At 64.5% G+C, this 17,797-nt stretch carries 20 protein-coding genes; 8 read left to right on the top strand and 12 right to left on the bottom strand.

The features are described from left to right. Positions 1 to 56: 56 nt before the first annotated feature. Complete coding sequence (gene torT, locus IOC69_RS09125; RefSeq protein WP_290543235.1) at positions 57 to 1,103, top strand: TMAO reductase system periplasmic protein TorT; 1,047 nt, start codon at positions 57 to 59, stop codon at positions 1,101 to 1,103. 120 nt (positions 1,104 to 1,223) lie between these two features. On the opposite strand, the gene IOC69_RS09130 is transcribed toward torT, so the two are convergent. The 12 genes from IOC69_RS09130 to IOC69_RS09185 all read right to left on the bottom strand — a co-directional run bounded on the left by IOC69_RS09130 (position 1,224) and on the right by IOC69_RS09185 (position 10,956). After that, entirely contained in the window at positions 1,224 to 2,159 is a 936-nt protein-coding gene (locus tag IOC69_RS09130) for an urease accessory protein UreD (protein WP_290543236.1), read from the bottom strand. Between the two features lie 3 nt (positions 2,160 to 2,162). Further along, complete coding sequence (ureG, locus tag IOC69_RS09135) at positions 2,163 to 2,810, bottom strand: urease accessory protein UreG (protein ID WP_290543237.1); 648 nt, start codon at positions 2,808 to 2,810, stop codon at positions 2,163 to 2,165. A gap of 21 nt (positions 2,811 to 2,831) precedes the next feature. Continuing rightward, the gene (locus IOC69_RS09140) at positions 2,832 to 3,560 is read right to left on the bottom strand and encodes an urease accessory UreF family protein (protein ID WP_290543238.1); all 729 of its coding nucleotides are present in this window, start codon (positions 3,558 to 3,560) and stop codon (positions 2,832 to 2,834) included. Next, positions 3,560 to 4,159: an urease accessory protein UreE gene (gene ureE / locus IOC69_RS09145; RefSeq protein WP_290543239.1), complete on the bottom strand. Its 600-nt coding sequence runs from the start codon at positions 4,157 to 4,159 to the stop codon at positions 3,560 to 3,562. Before ureE ends, IOC69_RS09140 begins: the two co-directional genes overlap by 1 nt. Before the next feature lie 122 nt (positions 4,160 to 4,281). Beyond that, positions 4,282 to 6,000 carry an urease subunit alpha gene (locus IOC69_RS09150; RefSeq protein WP_290543240.1) on the bottom strand — a complete coding sequence of 573 codons (1,719 nt, stop codon included), beginning with the start codon at positions 5,998 to 6,000 and terminating at the stop codon, positions 4,282 to 4,284. Between the two features lie 35 nt (positions 6,001 to 6,035). After that, positions 6,036 to 6,446, bottom strand: coding sequence for an urease subunit beta (gene ureB / locus IOC69_RS09155; RefSeq protein WP_290543241.1), 411 nt, complete (start codon positions 6,444 to 6,446; stop codon positions 6,036 to 6,038). A gap of 20 nt (positions 6,447 to 6,466) precedes the next feature. After that, positions 6,467 to 6,769, bottom strand: coding sequence for an urease subunit gamma (locus IOC69_RS09160; protein WP_290543252.1), 303 nt, complete (start codon positions 6,767 to 6,769; stop codon positions 6,467 to 6,469). Positions 6,770 to 7,299: 530 nt separating this feature from the next. Continuing rightward, positions 7,300 to 7,911, bottom strand: a complete 612-nt coding sequence (locus IOC69_RS09165) for a methyltransferase (protein WP_290543253.1) — start codon at positions 7,909 to 7,911, stop codon at positions 7,300 to 7,302. A gap of 44 nt (positions 7,912 to 7,955) precedes the next feature. Beyond that, positions 7,956 to 8,378, bottom strand: coding sequence for an EVE domain-containing protein (locus IOC69_RS09170; protein ID WP_290543254.1), 423 nt, complete (start codon positions 8,376 to 8,378; stop codon positions 7,956 to 7,958). Continuing rightward, entirely contained in the window at positions 8,378 to 8,668 is a 291-nt protein-coding gene (locus tag IOC69_RS09175; protein WP_290543242.1) for a YciI-like protein, read from the bottom strand. Before IOC69_RS09175 ends, IOC69_RS09170 begins: the two co-directional genes overlap by 1 nt. A gap of 104 nt (positions 8,669 to 8,772) precedes the next feature. After that, on the bottom strand, positions 8,773 to 9,864 hold the full coding sequence (gene tsaD, locus IOC69_RS09180; protein WP_290543243.1) for a tRNA (adenosine(37)-N6)-threonylcarbamoyltransferase complex transferase subunit TsaD: 1,092 nt from the start codon (positions 9,862 to 9,864) through the stop codon (positions 8,773 to 8,775). 576 nt (positions 9,865 to 10,440) lie between these two features. Continuing rightward, the gene (locus tag IOC69_RS09185) at positions 10,441 to 10,956 is read right to left on the bottom strand and encodes a winged helix-turn-helix domain-containing protein (protein ID WP_290543244.1); all 516 of its coding nucleotides are present in this window, start codon (positions 10,954 to 10,956) and stop codon (positions 10,441 to 10,443) included. 316 nt (positions 10,957 to 11,272) lie between these two features. Here IOC69_RS09185 and IOC69_RS09190 point away from each other — a divergent pair, with 316 nt between their 5' ends. The 7 genes from IOC69_RS09190 to IOC69_RS09220 all read left to right on the top strand — a co-directional run bounded on the left by IOC69_RS09190 (position 11,273) and on the right by IOC69_RS09220 (position 17,525). After that, on the top strand, positions 11,273 to 12,193 hold the full coding sequence (locus IOC69_RS09190; protein ID WP_290543245.1) for an IS1 family transposase: 921 nt from the start codon (positions 11,273 to 11,275) through the stop codon (positions 12,191 to 12,193). A 72-nt stretch (positions 12,194 to 12,265) separates the two neighbouring features. After that, positions 12,266 to 12,559 (top strand): hypothetical protein, encoded by a 294-nt coding sequence (locus IOC69_RS09195; protein ID WP_290543246.1) that lies wholly within the window; start codon positions 12,266 to 12,268, stop codon positions 12,557 to 12,559. 220 nt (positions 12,560 to 12,779) lie between these two features. Next, positions 12,780 to 13,028 carry a hypothetical protein gene (locus IOC69_RS09200; protein ID WP_290543247.1) on the top strand — a complete coding sequence of 83 codons (249 nt, stop codon included), beginning with the start codon at positions 12,780 to 12,782 and terminating at the stop codon, positions 13,026 to 13,028. Between the two features lie 217 nt (positions 13,029 to 13,245). Continuing rightward, positions 13,246 to 14,160 (top strand): hydroxymethylbilane synthase, encoded by a 915-nt coding sequence (hemC, locus tag IOC69_RS09205; protein ID WP_290543248.1) that lies wholly within the window; start codon positions 13,246 to 13,248, stop codon positions 14,158 to 14,160. Then, complete coding sequence (locus IOC69_RS09210) at positions 14,160 to 14,867, top strand: uroporphyrinogen-III synthase (protein WP_290543249.1); 708 nt, start codon at positions 14,160 to 14,162, stop codon at positions 14,865 to 14,867. Before hemC ends, IOC69_RS09210 begins: the two co-directional genes overlap by 1 nt. A gap of 10 nt (positions 14,868 to 14,877) precedes the next feature. Then, the gene (locus IOC69_RS09215) at positions 14,878 to 16,089 is read left to right on the top strand and encodes a hypothetical protein (protein ID WP_290543250.1); all 1,212 of its coding nucleotides are present in this window, start codon (positions 14,878 to 14,880) and stop codon (positions 16,087 to 16,089) included. Further along, on the top strand, positions 16,086 to 17,525 hold the full coding sequence (locus IOC69_RS09220; protein WP_290543251.1) for a heme biosynthesis HemY N-terminal domain-containing protein: 1,440 nt from the start codon (positions 16,086 to 16,088) through the stop codon (positions 17,523 to 17,525). The genes IOC69_RS09215 and IOC69_RS09220 overlap by 4 nt, the downstream gene beginning before the upstream one ends. The last annotated feature ends 272 nt before the right edge of the window (positions 17,526 to 17,797 follow it).

Raw genomic sequence — 17,797 nt, forward strand, 5'->3', positions numbered from 1 at the left:
GGCCGGAACCCGCTAGCTTCAGGATACAGCGTAAGCCGTTTTCAGGAACCCGCCAAATGAGACTGTTCCCCGCCGCCCTCGCCCTGCTCGCCCTCACGGGCGCCTGCCGCGCGGCGGACACGTGGGCGCTTGAGCGCTGGATACCTCCCTTCGATTATCGCAGCACGCCCTCGGAGATCGCCTACCAACCGCTGAAGAAGGCCCGGAAGCACTGGCGCGTCTGCGCCTCCTATCCGCACCTCAAGGATTCCTATTGGCTTTCCGTCAACTATGGCATGGTGCGCCAAGCCCGGAAACTCGGCATCGCACTGGAGATTGTAGAGGCGGGCGGCTATCCAAACCTCGACAAGCAAAAGGCGCAGATCGCCGAATGCGCCAAATCAGCCGATGCCCTTATCGTCGGCGCCGTGTCCTATGACGGGCTGAGACCACTGGTGGTGACTTTGTCAAAACGGATGCCGGTCATCGCCGCGGTGAACGACATCGACAGTGCCGGAGTCGCCGCCAAGTCCGGCGTCTCCTGGATCAGCATGGGCGAGGCCATCGGGCACTATTTTGCAACCCTTCATCCCAAAGGGTCGCCCAAGGTGCGGGTCGCGTGGTTTCCGGGCCCCAAGGGCGCGGGCTGGGTGGGCTTTGTCGAAGAGGGTTTTCAGCGGGGCATTGCCGGAAGTTCGGCCGAAATCGTATCTGTCAAATGGGGCGACACCGGTTTCGAAGACCAGCTGCTGCTGCTCGAGGACCTGCTGGAGGAGCACCCCAACGTCGACTACATCATTGGCAGCGCGGTGACGGCGGATGCGGCGGTGAGTCTGCTGCGCGCCAAGAACCTGACCGGCCGTATCGGCGTGCTGGCGGATTACTTCACCCACGGCACCTACCGCGCCATCAAGCGCGGCAAAGTCATCGCCGCTCCGACGGACTCGCCCGTCGTACAAGGCGAACTCGCCATCGACCAAGCCGTCCGCGCTCTTGAAGGCACTCTGGCAGTTTCTCATGCGGGACCGACCATCCGTATCATCGACGGCAAGAACATCAACACCATCGACATCAACGACAGCCTGGCGCCCGCATCCTTCACGCCAACCTTCAAGGTGGAATAGGACGCGGTCGCGGTAAGGAAAAGCCAACCCGTCAGGGCATTTTCCTTGAAAGAGACCTCTGGCTTGCGCAGGGCAGGCACTGTGTCGCGGGATTGCTCTTGGGCACGGCCCGGCTTGCCTTCAGCGCCAGAGAAATTCTTCGGGCAGGGTTCGCCCCCGCACCTCTTCGCGCACGGCCTTCCAGAACCGCCGCACCTCGCGGCGCACATCGTAGCTTTCGACGCCGGCGGCACGCAGCACCAGACCCGCCCCGTTGGGCAGGCGGCTGACGCCGGAGATGGCGCGCGGCGCGTCGGCCGGGAAATTCGTCCCGCAGCGCGCCTTGATGCGGGCAGCGGCATCCGGCGGCGTGATGCACATGATGCTGGCGAAGGCATCGAAGCCCTTCATCACCGCCGCATGGCCGGCCGTCACGTCATCCTTCTCGATCAGGATCTTCTCGGCGAAGAGCTTGCGTCCGTCAGGGCGGCGCACCGACACCGCCATGGACAGCAGGTCGAGCCCGAAGCGCTCATCCGCGTGATGGTGCTTGCGGCCCGTCATCAGCATCTCGCCATAGAGCAGCGTTGCGTCCCCGGCGATGACGATGTCGGTCTGGCTGATGAAGCGTGAGCCGCGATAGGGAATGGTGAAGTCCGGCAGATACTCGAGATAGGCGTTGGGCGCCAGCGTCACCGTCTGGTGTTGGGAGGCGTAATTGGCATCCATCCGGTGGATGCGGTTGGCGCTCTGCGTGTTGACCTGCGCGCAGGCACCCTCCTCAAGACGGATGTCGATCTTGTAGCGGTCACCCTGCAGGATACCGCCGCCCACCGAGATGATGGCGCAGATCGGCAGCTCCGGCATCGCCTCGTCCCAGTAGAGCGCCTGCTGCACGAGGAGCGGCGCCATGCGGTAGAGGTCATGCAGCACCGAGCGGCCATGGCGCACCGAGAAGCCCAGCCTCAGCTCGCCGATCTTGCCGGGGGCGGCCGCGCGCATCTGCGCGGGCTCGGTCTGGAAGCCGCGCAGTTCCTTCGCGCCGTCGAGCTGGCGGAGCTGCTCGTGGAGCGCCATCGCCTATCCTGCCGCCCTGGCAGGCGGCGTGGGCCTCACGTCGAAGAGCGCCATGTCCATAATGAGGGCGATCAGCTGTTCGATCCCCTCGCCCGTCTTGCAGTTGGTGAAGATGAAGGGCTTCTTGCCGCGCATGAGCTTCGAGTCGCGGTCCATCACCTCCAGGCTGGCGCCCACGTAAGGGGCAAGGTCCTTCTTGTTGATGACGAGAATGTCCGACTGGCAAACGCCCGCACCGTTCTTGCGCGGGATCTTGTCGCCCGCCGCCACGTCGATCACGTAGATGTAGAAATCGGCCAGCGCCGGGCTGAAGGTGAGGGTGAGGTTGTCGCCGCCCGACTCGATCAGGATCACGTCGCTGTCGGGATACTTCTCCTCCATCTCCTCGACCGCCGCGATGTTCATCGACGGGTCTTCGCGCACCGCGGTGTGCGGGCAGGCGCCCGTCTCGACGCCCACGATCTTCTCCTCGACGAGAATGCCCTTCAGCGTGCGGCGCACCTGTTTTGCATCCTCGGTCGTCACCACGTCATTGGTGATGATGAGCGGCTTGATGCCCATGTCGATGAGGCGCGGGGTGATCGTCTCGATGACCGCCGTCTTGCCCGATCCGACGGGGCCGCCAATGCCGATGCGCGTGATCTTCTTCATGCCTGTTTCCTCTCCCGGCGCTCAATTCATGAACAGCCGAACATGGGTTGTGGTGTGGTGCGCGACGAGAACGTCGAAGACGGGGGCGAAGACGCTCATCTCGCCGAGCGAGAGGCCGCGGACCGCCCCGTATTCGGCCTGCACGTGCTGCAGCGCGCCGAACAGGATGCGCTGGGTGTCGAGGTGATCAATGCGCATCAGCCGCAGCGCGGCGCTCAGGATCATCGAGGCGACGCCATATTGGTGGACGACGAAGGCCTCGGCTTCGTCAGCCCCCAGCTGGGCGAAGGCAATGGCCTGGCCGACCGGATAGCAGCCCGGTGTGGCTTCCGCGCGGATGTCGCCCAGCCAGCGTTCGAGCATCGGGAAGGAGCTGATCTTGAGTGCGAGTTCGGCGAATTTCTTGCCCATGCGCAACGTCATCGTCTGCTGCTCCTCACCCACCCGGCGGCAGGCGAGTTCGCTGTCCGCGGCAAGCACCGTTGCGTAATCGCAGACCGCCGCCGCCCGATGGGCGTGGAGCAGCGCCACCCCATCCGTGCGCGAGGCCTGACGCATGGCCACCTCCACGAAGTCGCGCAACGACGCGGTATCCGAGACGACCGTCGTCTGCAACGCGGACTCGAGGCCATTGGAGAAGGCAAAGGAGCCGATAGGCAGGGTCGAATCCGCGAATTGCATCAGCCGCGCGAGATGCGCCATTCCGCGTGCGGCGCGTTGCCCTTCGGGTTTCGCTTTTGCGCGGGGCATCAGGCGCCCTCACCGCGGGACCCGGCGAGTTCGTAGACTGCGGCGTCACCATGATGATGGTGCGGCGTCGCGCCGGCTCCGGCGAACAGCAGGCGCATCTCCTTGGCCGTCAGCAGGGCGGCGATCTCCTCGCCGGGCGCGAAGCGCGAGGCGACGTGCTCGAAGGCATGGGTGCGCATGACGGAGGACATGACCTTGCGGTCGACCGACAGCGGCACATAGACCGTGGCGCCCTTGATGACGGCGGGCCAGTGCTGGTTGCCCAATCCGTGGCCGAGTTCGAAGCAGATGCGCAGGATATCGGCTGGCGCCATGCTTTCGATCTTCCCGAGCTCAATCACCATGACCTCCTTCAGGGGGATGCGGGCGGCAACGATGAGGTTGCGGGCGGCGTCAAAATAAAGCACATCGCCGTCCTGCAGGTGCTCGCTGCGCGGCAGGGAGACCGCCAGTTCGATGCCGCCTTCGCTTGTCTTGCGCAAACGGCTCTTCGGCGCCTCCCACTGCTCCAGCATAAGGTGGTCGATGGCGGCGCTCTTGGCGCGTTCCCGCCAGGCGGCGTCGCTCAAGTTGCCGAGCTTGCTTTCAACGATGATCATGAAACCTCCGGGCAAAAAGGAAACGGGACGCCGCACCGCAGGCTGAGGGGCAATATCCCTTCGCCCCACGGCGCGCGCCATCCTTCGGCGCGGGGACGGACCGCCGCCACCGGCCGTGGGGATCAGCTGAAGAAATAGAGCTGCGTGAGCGGCACATGGGTCGCCGGCTCGACAGTGGCGTGCTTGCCGTTGACGGTGACAGCGAAGGTCTCCGGGTTCACCTCGATGACCGGCAGACAGGCATTTCGCACCATCGAATCCTTGGTGATCGTCCTCGTGCCATAGACCGGCGCGACCTTCGACTTCAGGCCATAGCGATCGACGACGCCGCCGTCAAAAGCGGCGCGCGAGGTGAAGGTTACGCGCGTTTTCGGGATTACCGAATTGAGGCCGCCGAACATCGGGCGATAGGTGACGGGCTGGGGCGTGGGCAGCGAGGCGTTGGGATCGCCCATCAACGACCAGGAGATCATGCCTCCCTTGATCACCATCTTGGGCTTGGCGCCGAAGAAGGCGGGCTCCCACAGCACCAGGTCGGCCATCTTGCCGACTTCGACCGAGCCGATCACATGGGCGACACCCTGCGCAATGGCGGGGTTGATCGTCACCTTGGAGACGAAGCGCAGGACGCGCTGATTGTCGTTGCCCGACGTATCGCCCGGGTAGGCGCCGGTGCGCTCCTTCATCAGATGCGCGGTCTGGATGGTGCGCATCCAGTTCTCGCCGACGCGGCCCATGGCCTGACTGTCGCTCGACAGGATGGAGATCGCGCCCATGTCGTGGAGCACGTTTTCGGCCGCGATGGTTTCGGCGCGGATACGGCTTTCGGCAAAGGCGACGTCGGTCGGGATCCTGGGGCTGAGATTGTGACAGATCATCGTCATGTCGAACAACTCGGCCTGCGAATTGATGCCGTATGGCAGCGTCGGGTTGGTCGAGCTCGGGATGACGTTCGACAGGCCGGCGACACGGATAATGTCGGGCGCGTGGCCGCCGCCGGCGCCCTCCGTGTGGTAGGTGTGAATGGTGCGGCCCTCGAAGGCGGCGATGGTGTTCTCGACGAAGCCCGACTCGTTCAGCGTGTCGGTGTGGATGCAAACCTGCACGTCCTGCCGGTCCGCCACCGTCAGGGCATTGCGGATCGCCGCCGGGGTGCTGCCCCAGTCCTCGTGGATCTTGAAGCCCATGGCGCCGGCGCGGATCTGCTCTTCCAGCGGAACAGGGGCGGAGCCATTGCCTTTGCCCAGCACGCCGGCGTTCACCGGCCATGAGTCGAAGGCGGTCAACATCATTTCGATGTTCCACGTGCCGGACGTGATCGTCGTGCCGTTGGTGCCGTCCGAGGGACCGATGCCGCCGCCGAACAGCGTGGTGACGCCATTGCTCAGCGCGGCCTCCGCCTGCTGGGGCGAAATGAAGTGGACGTGCGCATCGATGCCGCCGGCAGTGAGGATGAGGTGCTCGCCGGAGATCGCGTCGGTGCCCGGTCCAAGCGCCAGGCCGCGGGTCACGCCCGGCATGACCGCCGGGTTGCCGGCCTTGCCGATGCCGCAGATCAGGCCGTTCTTGATGCCGACGTCGGCCTTGATGACGCCCATCACGCCATCGAGGATGGTGACGCTCGTGATCACCAGGTCTGGCGCGCCGGCAGCGCTGGTCAGTTCGTTGTCGAAGCCCATGCCGTCACGCAACGTCTTGCCGCCGCCGTACACGGCCTCTTCGCCATAGACCCGGAGGTCTTTCTCGATTTCGATAAGGAGATTGGTGTCACCGAGACGAATTTTGTCGCCCGTCGTCGGGCCGAAGAGATCGGCGTATTGCCTTCTTGAGATCTTAGCCATCTCAAAGCTCCCTTGAATGATGTTCAGGCGGCGGCTTAAGGCTTGTTCTTGAATCCATAGCGGCCCAACCGCTCCAGCGCGTCCACGAGGCGGGGGCGACCGGCGCCGTCGGTCTCGCCGCCCACCCAGCCATCGACCAGGCCGTTAAAGCCGAACACCCGCTGCTTGCCGCGATAGGGAATGAGGCTGACTTCCTTTTCGTCGCCGGGCTCGAAGCGGATGGCGGTGGTGGCAGGGATGTTGAGGCGCTTGCCGAAGGCCTGGGCTCGGTCGAACTCAAGGCCGGCATTGGTTTCGAAGAAGTGGTAATGCGAGCCCACCTGGATCGGACGGTCGCCGGTGTTGCGCACCTTGATCGTGGTCACCGGACAGCCGGCATTGATCTCGATGTCGCCGGCGGCGAGAAGCAATCCTCCCACCGGGGTCGTGTTCTGGTCTTTCGCCATGGCGGGCTCCCCTTTCAGGATCACTTGACGGGTTCGTGAACGGTGACGAGCCGGCTGCCATCGGTGAACACGGCCTCCACCTGCACGTAAGGGATCATCTCGGCGACCCCCTCCATGACGTCATCGCGGGTGATGACCTTGCCGGCCAGTTCCATGACCTGCTCCAGCGTCTTGCCGGCGCGCGCGCCTTCGAGCGCCGCCACGGAGATAAGCGACACCGTCTCCGGATGATTGAGCTTTAATCCCTCATCCTTCCGGCGCTGGGCCACCTGGGCCATCATGTGGATGAGAAGCTTGTCGATCTCACGTGGCGTGAAATGCATGAGCCGGCCTCCAGACTGCCATGGGGCGCGCAACCACACCCTTATGCCAACGTCGCCGTCCCCTGCGGCGACTGTTGAATAATCCGAGGTTAGGCTTCGGATTGGGCTGGAGTAAAGCGTTATCGTCACATTGCCGTGATTGATTCGGTTAGAATAATAGATTCGGGTTGGTGAGGCCGCGACCTTGGCATGGAAGCCGGAAACCACAAACGCCGCCGACACCAACATGGGGCCGTGCAGCGTGCCGACATTGCTGCAATCGATCGCATTCCAGGCCTTTTGCGGATCGACCAGCCCAAAGGCAATCATCGCCATGGCGACATTGACCAGCCGAAAGATCAGACGGGTGAAATCCATCACGCGGCAATGCCGCAGTGGCAGGCATGCTCCCGAAGCGACAGCCGTGGCGCCCCGCCATGGGGCACGATCACCTGGATTCGGGATCGCGGAGGATTAGACAATTAAATCATAAGCTTATGATGAAAAACAGTGTTCTATCCCGGCGGTCGTGGGGATGAGTTCGCGCCATCTCAAAAAGACCGGGTGAGCCGCCAGACCGGCGTCAGCTTGACTTCGCAATCCTCGAGGTCGCGCGTCACCTGCACCTTGTATTCGCTGAGCTTTTTCAGCTTCTTGCGCGGCAGATAGCTGCGGCCGGGGTCGCCGATGAGGGTGAGGATGCCGCGCGCTTCGGCGTCTTCGAGCCAGGCGAAGACCTTCTCCGCCAGTCCCTTCTCGTAGAACAGGTCGCCGACGAGGATCACGTCGCAGGCCTCCGCAGGCTGCTCCAGCAAATCGCGGGCCGTGACATCCACCGAAACGCCATTGGTTTCGGCATTGATTCCAATGGCTTCGACGGAAAAGCCATCAATGTCGGCGGCAAGAACGCGCGCTGCGCCCGCCTTCATCGCGGCGATGCCGACAAGGCCCGAGCCCGAGGCAAGGTCGATGACGCGCCTGCCACGCACCAGTTCCGGATTGTCGAGAACATGCCGCGCCAGCGCCTGGCCGCCGGCCCAGGCGAAGGCCCAGAAGGGCGGGGGCAGGCCCATTTTGCCCAGTTCTTCCTCGGTCTTCTGCCACAGCGGCACGGCTTCATGCGCCAGCCGGAGCTTGACCTCCGGCACCAGCGGCGGCGTCATCAGCGTGGTGTTGTCGCGGATGAACCGCGCGCGGCCGGGGATGGTCACATCCTCACGCCGCCGAGCTTGCATATGTGCTTGAATTCGCTTTCTAAAACCGGCTGCACCGAGAGGCGGGAGTTGGTGACCAGCACCATGTCCCTGAGCTTCGGATCGGCCTTGATCTCCTCAAGCGTCACCGGCCTTGGCAGGTCGGCCACGGCGCGGATGTCCACGCACTCCCAGCTATCCACCTCCGCCGTCGAATCCTTGTGCGCCAGCTTGCACACCTCGACGATGCCGACCACTTCGCGGCCGTCGTTCGAGTGATAGAAAAAGCCCTTGTCGTTCAATTGCATGGCCCGCATGTTGTTGCGTGCCTGATAGTTGCGCACCCCGGTCCACTCCTCGCCGGCCTTGCCCTTGGCCTTCTGCTGCGCCCAGGACCAGACCTCCGGCTCCGACTTGAACAGCCAGTAATTGGGCATCACCTGGCCTCCGGATTCTTGATCAGCCACGCCCAGGGCCTGATCTCGACCGAGGCGAAAAGTCCGGCTTTTTCATAGGGATCAGCGCTGGCGATGGCGCTGGCGGCCGCCCGGTCCGCCGCCTCGATGATGATGAGGCTGCCGGTGGGCGAACCCTCGTCGGTGGTGAAGGGGCCCGCCGCCTTGAGCGCGGACCCAAGGCTTTCCAGATATTTGAGATGGTCCGGGCGCACCGACATGCGCAAGCTGACGCTGCCGGGCTTGTCGGTGCAGAGCAGGGCGAAGAGCATGGCTGATTTTCCTGTTTTATTTCAAAGCGTTGTGGCCTGTGGGGAGGCCTGGCGATGGCGTGGCCCGCAGGCACAACCGGCCTGCCGGGGAAGAACGCCGATCCTCACGCCTTGGCCCCCAGCTTGCCGGAGCCGTAGACCGGGGCCTGTGTTTGATCAAGCGGCCAGCGGGCGCGGGCAGCGAAATCGAGAGGGTCGGTGAGGCCCAGCGCCAGCCGCTCGGCCCCGGCCCAGGCGATCATGGCGGCATTATCGGTGCAGAGTTTGGCAGGCGGAACAATGAGTTGCAGCCCATGCCGGGCGGCGGCGGCCTCGAACACCGCCTTCAGTTTCTGGTTCGCCGCCACCCCGCCCGCCACGATCAGCGCCGGGTTTTGGACATGGGGGTGGGCGGCGCGGAACAGGTGGACAGCCATTTTCAACCGGTCGGCCATGGTCTCCGCCACCGCCGCCTCGAAGGAGGCGCAGACATCGGCCACGTCCTGATCGCTGAGGGAGCCTAAGTCCTGCACCGTTTCGCGCACCGCTGTCTTGAGGCCGGAGAAGGAGAAATTACAATCTTTCCGGCCCTTTAGCGGGCGGGGAAAGACAAATCGCGTGGGCCTGCCGCGGCGCGCCAGGGCCTCGACCTGGGGGCCGCCGGGGTAGCCCAGCCCCAGGAGCTTCGCCACCTTGTCGAAGGCCTCGCCCAAAGCATCGTCGATGGTGGTGCCGAGGCGGCGGTAGCTGCCCACGCCCCCGACCATCTGGAACTGCGTATGGCCACCCGAGATGAGCAGAAGAAGATAAGGAAATTCAACATGTTGCAGCAGCCGCGCGGTGAGGGCGTGGCCCTCCAGATGGTTGACTGCGAGGAGCGGCTTGTCATGCGCCATGGCAATCGCCTTGGCCATGGTGAGCCCGACGATCACGCCGCCGAGCAGCCCCGGCCCGGCGGTGGCGGCCACACCATCCAAGTCCTTGTAATCAATGCCGGATTCCGCCATCGCCTGGGCGATCAGCCGGTCGAGGTGCTCGATATGGGCGCGGGCCGCGATCTCCGGCACCACGCCGCCATAGGGGGCATGCTCCTTCAACTGGGATAACACAATGTTTGCAAGGATTTGGCCGCGGCCCTCCGCATCCCGCGCGATGACGGCCGCAGCCGTCTCATCGCAGGAGGTCTCGACGCCGAGGATCAGGGTCCGCCTGGTCATGTCGTCATGTCGTCATGTCCCCTCCGCCCCCATGCGGCGGCGGCGCGAGGAACGGTTGGCGATGTTGCAAAACACGGTGCTGCATGTTGCGGGCGGATGCTTTTCGGTTGCAAAAACGATGCCGCCGTAGACACTGGCCGCCGGCTGGACTGGCAACCAGATTGCGTTGCGCAACAATCTTGCGCAATGGGCAAAGTGATGCGCCCGCGGATGCCGGAGCAACAGGAATATGTTCAACTGATGGCAAATGCGGTTTTTGCGTGGCGGCAACTCCCGTTTTCCGCCAGGCCGGCACAAGAGCATGATCCGCAAAAGTGGAACCGCTTTTGGGTAGTGGGTCAGTTTGAAATTGACCCCTCTTGACCATCATGGAAATCCCAGCCGGGTCAGGCTATATCCGGGCCATGGCCAAACACCCGAAACGCCCGCGTGATCCGTGGCAGTTGGCCAAGTTGATGATCGACATTGCCAGCGGTGAAGCATCAGATGGGCCAACGACCAATAAAAAAGACCCCGCTGCTGTTCTGCGGGGTCGTGCTGGCGGGATTAAGGGCGGCAAGGCGAGGGCAGAAAAACTCACAGAACAGGATCGTCGCCATCAGGCGACAATGGCTGCGCTGGCTCGCTGGAGGAAACCTTAGCCTCTAAATCGCGATTGCCTTTTGTTGGCTTGTTGAAACTCCTGCCCGGATACCACTCCTTGAGGCCCCATACCCCCCTGCCAATCTTGACAATATCTCCAACCTCCTTTGATCTACGGGTGATTACTGCCCCGACTGTATTCAAGGGGTCTGCGGATGTCATCACAAGCCCGCCCGCTTGCAGTGCCGCTAGGATTTCTGAGTTTGTCATCTTCTTTCGGCGCGACTTAAGAAGCTTCTTGGCCGCTTCTGAAATGGACATGCCGAGAAAATCGCCAGGGCCTTCAAAATCGTCTTGATCCGGAAGGGCGGGCGCATTTGGTGCAGAAGGTGCCCCACCACCTCGAATTGCTTCAATGGCCGCAATGGCTTGGTCAATCTGTAAACGCCTCGCCCTGAGGTCTGCCAACACAATGGCGTAGTGATCGAAATCCTTTGATTCCGTTGACATTTGCTTGAACTCCAAGCCCAGATGTGATATTCAGAATAGCAGCGGAAAAAGCTGTGGCCATCCGAAAGTGGATATCAGGGGCATTGCGCCCCCTCTACTTTTTTGACCGTCATCTTCTTCGCAACCTCCTCTGCTCTAGCCACTGACTGGCGGGGGGAAACAACACCGGGCCCCGACGGCCCGGTGTTTTTGTTCCTAGCAGCATAACGACGGTAGGTCAATGCTCCGAATGTGAACATTAGGGGAAAGTGTGTGTTTTGTCAGGATGTGTGTTTTGACATTGACAAACGTAGCGCTCTCAAGCATAAGTGTCAGTATGAAAATACTGGATCGCAAGACCCGCTCGCAAATCCTCTATATGCTTTGTGAAGGCAATTCGATCCGTGCGGTAACGCGGCTGACAGGTGCGAGCAAGAACACCGTCACCAAGCTTCTCATTGACGCTGGCAAGGCGTGCGCTGCCTACCATGACGAAAATGTGCGCAACGTTCAGTCCAAGCGGGTCCAGGCCGACGAAATCTGGTCCTTCACCTATGCGAAGCAAAAGAACGTTGCAGCGGCGAAGGCTGCCCCCGATGGCGCTGGCGATACATGGACATGGACGGCGCTCGACGCCGACAGCAAGATGATCCTGTCCTACTTCGTGGGAGGCCGCGACGGCGAATGCGCCATGTGGTTTGTGGACGATCTTCGCACCCGTCTGGCGAACCGCGTCCAGCTTTCGAGCGACGGGCACAAGGCGTACCTTGAAGCGGTCGAGGGCGCGTTCGGCGGCGACGTTGACTATGCCATCCTGCATAAGGTCTATGGGGCAGCTCCTGACGGCACCAAGGGGCGCTACAGCCCCGCCGAATGCGTTAGCATCACGAAGAACCGGATCGAGGGCGATCCCGACCCGGCGCACGTCAGCACGTCCTGTGTAGAGCGGCACAACCTGACGATGCAGATGCACATGCGGCGCTTCACCCGCCTGACGAATGCCTTCTCAAAGAAGGTCGAGAACCACGCCTACGCCGTCGCCTTGCACATGATGTACCAGAACTTCGTGAAGGTTCATTCGAAGCTTCGCATGTCGCCTGCGATGGCGGCTGGAGTCTCGCAACGGCTTTGGGAGATTGACGATGTGGTCGGTCTGGTCGAAGCTGAGGAAGCCAGGGCTGACCGGAAGCGGGGCACTTACAAAAAGGGAAAAAATCAGTCTCTTGAGTACGCGACACAGCGCGTACTCAAAAATTAACCACTTGTCAGGCCTGTGCTGGCAACTTAAGTTCTAAGTCTGCGTTTTGGCAACGTAGCGAATGGGACTCTAATGCGCGATATGCAACACATTGCCAAAGTCGTTAGAGAGGCTTTGGCTTCCGATTTCGACAAGGTAAAGATCATTGACGTAAGGGTACACGATGAAGTGGGCTCTGACGGCGATGCTGTATTGCGCGTTGAGGTGATTTTTGAGGGGACTCGCAAGAACATCGATGCTGGCAAGCTGACTGGCGCCGTTCGACACGTGCGCCCGAAACTGCGCGACATTGGTGAAGATGCCTTCCCGCTTTTCTCATTCATCTCAAAGGGGGATTGGGGTGCGGGGCGGCTTAAGTCCGCATGATCTTGTCCGGGCCGCCCTCGACCTCACCAATTGCGGTGGGAAGCGGCCACGACAGGCCAACCTTCTTCGAGCAGTAAGCACTGCATATTACGCAATGTTCCACGCATTGGCGCGTTGTTGTGCTGATACAATGATTGGCGGACCGAGCGCATCGAGGAGTAAACCCGCCTGGCAACAAGTCTATAGGTCGCTCGAGCATGGACAAGCTAAGAACGCGTGCATGACCAAACAACACAATGGGAGAGTATTGAGTTTTCCCGTTGAAGTTGAAGATTTTGCCAATTTGTTCCGCACTATGCAGGAGAAACGCCACAAGGCAGACTATGACCCTTTAGAGGTGGTCTACAAATCTGAAGTGCTCTTGGATTTGGACCAAGTCAAAGCCGCAATCGAAAAATTCGAGTCCGCGCCTCTTAAGGATCGTCGGGCGTTTGCAGCGTGGGTTTTGTTCAAGCCTCCTCGGACCTAGAAATTCAAACTGACCTACTACCCGCTTTTGCGGATCATGCTCAGGCATATGACCCGGCGCATGACCCGGCCAGGTGGTTCCACCTGACCGGGTCATGCGCAAGCCGGAGTGACGCTCAACAGGGGGGTGCCGGACAGGGGGGTGCCGGGGGGGTGATGACGCCACCGGAGTTTACGGCTAAGACTGTCAGGACCCTTGGGACTTTACCGGACCGGACATGCCGAAGCTGAAGATCGGGACACGTGGCTCCCCCCTCGCCCTGTACCAGGCGAACGAGACGAAGAGTCGGCTGATGGCCGCGCATGGGCTCCCCGATGAGGACATCGAGATCGTGGTGATCACCACCACGGGGGACCGGATCAGGGACCGGCCGCTGTCGGAGATCGGCGGCAAGGGGCTGTTCACCAAGGAGATCGAGGAGGCGCTGTTCGCGCGCGGCATTCACCTCGCCGTGCACTCGATGAAGGACATGCCGGCGAGGCTGCCGGACGGGCTGGTGATGGCCGCCCTGCTGCCGCGCGAGGATGCGCGGGATGCGTTCCTGAGCCCGGTGGCGAAGACGATCGGCGAGCTGCCGGAGGGTGCGGTGGCCGGGTCCTCCTCGGTGCGAAGGGGCGCGCAGCTGAAGCGGCTCCGGCCCGACCTTGAGGTGATCCCGTTCCGCGGCAATGTGGAGACGCGGCTGAGGAAGCTCGCCGACGGGGTGGCGCAGGCGACTTTTCTCGCCGCCGCCGGCCTGAAGCGGTTGGGGCTGGAGGACAAGATCGCCTCGCTCGTTCCGACCGACGTGATGCTGCCCGCGGTGGCGCAGGGCTGCATCGGCATTGAGACGCGCGCGGATGACGCGGCAACGCGGGAGCTGCTCGCGGCCATCAATCATGAGCCTTCGGCGGTTGCGGTCAATTGCGAGCGCGCCTTCCTCGCCGCGCTTGACGGGTCCTGCCGCACGCCGCTCGCCGGGCATGCGGTGACCGGCAATGGCGCGGTGAGGTTCCGCGGCCATGCGCTGACGCCTGACGGCGCGCACTGCTTCGAAACGACGCGCGAGGGCGCGGCGGTGGATGCCGAGCGGATGGGCCGCGAGGCGGGCGAGCAGGTGAAGGCCGAGGGCGGCAGCCTCATCGCCTTCTGATGCGCATCGCCGTCACCAGGCCCGGCGAGGATGCGGCGCCGCTCGCCGCCAGGCTTGAGGCGCTGGGTCATGATGTGGTGATGACGCCGCTGCTGACGATCGCGCCGCGCCGGGGCGTTCTTATCCCCGCCCTGCCGTGGCAGGCGGTGGCGGTGACGAGCGCCAACGGCATCCGCGCGCTGCCCGCCGGTCATGGACTTGACAAATTCCGTGTACTGACGGTCGGGCCGCAGTCGCTGGCGGCGGCGGGCGCGGCGGGCCTCGATGCCCAAGCGCATGGCGGCGACGCGGATGGGCTTGCGGCCTATATCCGCGGCCACCTTGACCCGCGGGCCGGGCCGATCCTCTATCTTTCCGGCGCGGAGACGGCGGGCGGCCTTGAAGGGCAGCTTGCGGCGGCGGGCTTCGCGTGCACGCGCGTGGTGCTTTATGACGCCCGCCCGGCCGAGACGCTGGGCGCGGCGGAACAGACGCTGCGCGACGGCCGCATCGATGCCGTGCTGCTCTATTCGCCGCGCAGCGCGAGAATCTGGCGCGGGCTCGTGGAGCGGGCGGGGCTTGCCCGGCAGGCCGCGCGCGCGCGCCATCTCTGCCTGTCGCGCAATGTTGCGGCGGCATTGCCGGAAGACTGGAACAGCGCCGTTTCCGCCAGCCCTGACGAGGCCGCAATGCTGAGGCTTCTTGAACAAAGCGGGCGAACCCTTTAGGCCTTCCGCCATGACCAGCCAGAACGACGACACCGGTTCCAGGCCGCAGGTGATCGACCTCGAGGCGGAGGAAATCCGCGGCGGGGGCGGGGCAACAGCCTCCGCCAAAGAAAAAGAAGAAGCCCGCGAGAACGCCGAACAGGCTGTCGCGCCGCCGCCGCCGGGCCCCAGGCGCGGCTTCCGCAGCGGGATCGCCATTGCGCTGATCCTCGGCCTCATCGGCGGCGGCTTTCTTTATCGCGGCGTGCTGTCGGGCTACTTCCCCCCGAACCAGATGACGGCGCTGAAGAACCAGGTGGCCGCTCTCGAACAGAACAACACCGGCCTCGGCAACCAGTTGGCCGCCGTGAAGCAGGTGGCCGATGGCGCGGCGCGGGCCGCGGCCTCCGCCGCCGGGGCGGCCGCACAGGCAAGCGATGCCGCCAGGGCCGCGGCAGCACAGACCGGCGGCGTGGAAGGCAAGGCGGATGAGGCCGCGCGGCAGGCGGCAGCGCTGGGCGAGCAGTTGGCATCGCTGCGCGGCGACCTCGACGGCCTGCGCAAGTCGATGTCCTCCGTGCCCGCCGCATCCGGCGGTGCCGCGGGCGGGGCCGCGAGCGGGGCCGATGCCGCCGTTCTCGCCGCACTGGGCCAGCGCATCGATGCGCTGGAGAAAGATGTGGCGAGCCTGAAGGCGGGCGCGGGCCCTTCCGCGCAGGCGGGCGCCACCGCGGCCCTCTCCCAGGCGCTTGCGGACCTCAAGGCCAAGGTGGCGGCGGGAACGCCGTTTGAGCCCGAATATGAGCGCATCGCCCGCATGGCGCCGGCCGCGCCGGGCCTTGACGTGATCGCGGCCAGCGCCGCCGCGGGCCTGCCCGACGCCAGGGGGCTGGCGGCGGAACTCACCGCCGCGATCCCCGCGCTGCCGCGGGCGGAGGCGCCGGCCGCGGAGGATGACAGCTATTTCGGCATGGCGATGAAGCAGCTCTCCGGGATCATCAGCATACGGCCGATCGGCGAGGCCGACTGGCGCATGGTGGCCGAAAAGGCCGCCGCCTTCGCCGCGGCGGGCGACCTGACGCAGGCCATCTCGCTCATCGATGCGGGCGAAGGCGAAAAGCCCATGGCGCTCACCCAGTGGCGTGACCGCGCGGCGGCCAGGCTCAGGCTCGAGGCCGCCGTCAGCCAGGTTTCCGAAGCGGTGCTGCGCCAGATCGCGGCCAGCGGCGGGGCAGCACCATGATCAGGCTCCTCTGGCGCTTCTTCCTGCTCGTTCTGCTCGCGGCGGGCTTCGCGTGGCTGGCCGACCGGCCCGGCACGCTCACCATCCGCTGGCTCGGCCGCGAGATCCAGATGAGCTTCATCGCCGGCGTGGTGCTGGCGGTGCTGACGGTGGTGCTGATCTGGTTCCTGTGGAGCCTGTTCCGCCGGCTGTGGGGCAGCCCCCATGCGGTGGGGCGGTGGTATTCCGGCCGCAGGAGCCGCAAGGGCTATGAATCGCTGTCGCGCGGCATCATCGCCGCGGGGGCGGGCGATGCGGCGGCGGCCGCCAGGCATGCGGCAATTGCCGGCAAAGCGCTGGCCGATGAGCCCCTCGTCAACGTGCTGGCCGCGCAGGCGGCCCAGCTGAAGGGCGACCGGGCGCAGGTGAAACGCATTTTCGAGGCCATGACCAAGTCGCCCGAGACGGAAGCGCTGGGGCTTCGCGGATTGTTTTCCGAGGCGCGCCAGGCGGGCGATGCCGCCGCGGCGCGGGGCTACGCCGGGCGCGCGCTGGCGCTGAACTCCAGGCTCGCCTGGGCCTCCACCGCCGTCCTCCAACTGCAGGCGGGGGCGAAGGACTGGAACGCGGCGGCCCTCACGCTGGCCCAGCAGATCAAGTCCGGCCTCGTCACCCAGGCCGGGGGCCACGCCAAACAGGCCGCGATGCTTGCCGCGCAGGCGCTGCTGCTGGAGGACGGCGACAAGCCGGGCGCGCTCGACGCCGCGCTGCGCGCCCACAAGCTTGACCCGGCACTGGCGCCCGCCGCCGCGGTGGCGGCGCGCGTGCTCGTCACCCAGGCCTCCACCCGCAAGGCGTCCAGGATCCTGAAGGAGACGTGGCTCCTCTCGCCCCACCCCGAACTGGCCGAGGTGCAGGCGCATCTCATTCCGGGTGACACGCCCGAGGCGCAGCTCGACCGGGTGCGCGATCTGCTGAAGGAGGATAAGGGCGGCATCGAGGGCGCGGTGGCGCTGGCGCGCTTCGCCATCCGCGCGCGCAAATGGGACCTGGCGCGCGAGGCGCTCTCGCCCTTTGTGGAGAACCGCCCGCAGGCCCGCATCTGCGCGCTCATGGCCGACATCGAGGAGGCCCAGGGCGACAAGGGCCGGGCGCGCGAATGGCTGGCCCGCGCGCTGACCGCCCCGCGCGACCCGATCTGGGTTTCCGACGGTGTGGCAAGCCCGCGCTGGACGCCGGTCTCCCCCGTCTCGGGCGAGATCGTGCCCTGCGAATGGAAGGCCCCCTTCGAAATGCCCGAGCAGATCGAGGCCGACCGGCCGGCGGCGGTGGAGACCGCGGACGTGGCGGAGGCCACCGAAGCCCCGGCACCCGCCGCGACAAACACCCCGCCCAGACTAGAACCCCCGAAAATGGTGCAGCCCCGGCGCCCGCCCGACGACCCCGGCGTGGGTTAGCGCGGCGGGCGGTCAATTGCCTCCACTAGGATTTCCCTCCCCCTCGTGGGGAGGGGCAGAGGTGGGGGGCACACGAGTCCAATTCTCCAAGACCTGAGCCCGGGGACCCCCACCCTTAATCCCTCCCCACAAGGGGAGGCGAATCGCATATGGCGGCGGCGTGTCTTGTGCCATGTCAATTTTCCCTTCTCCCGTCGCGGTACGCGATGGGAGAAGGTGGCCGACAGGCCGGATGAGGGCTTCTTTCCGCATCGGAATCTGTGGACAAAGGC

The organism is Aestuariivirga sp., assembly GCF_020252405.1.
In the GTDB taxonomy this organism is placed as follows: domain Bacteria; phylum Pseudomonadota; class Alphaproteobacteria; order Rhizobiales; family Aestuariivirgaceae; genus Aestuariivirga.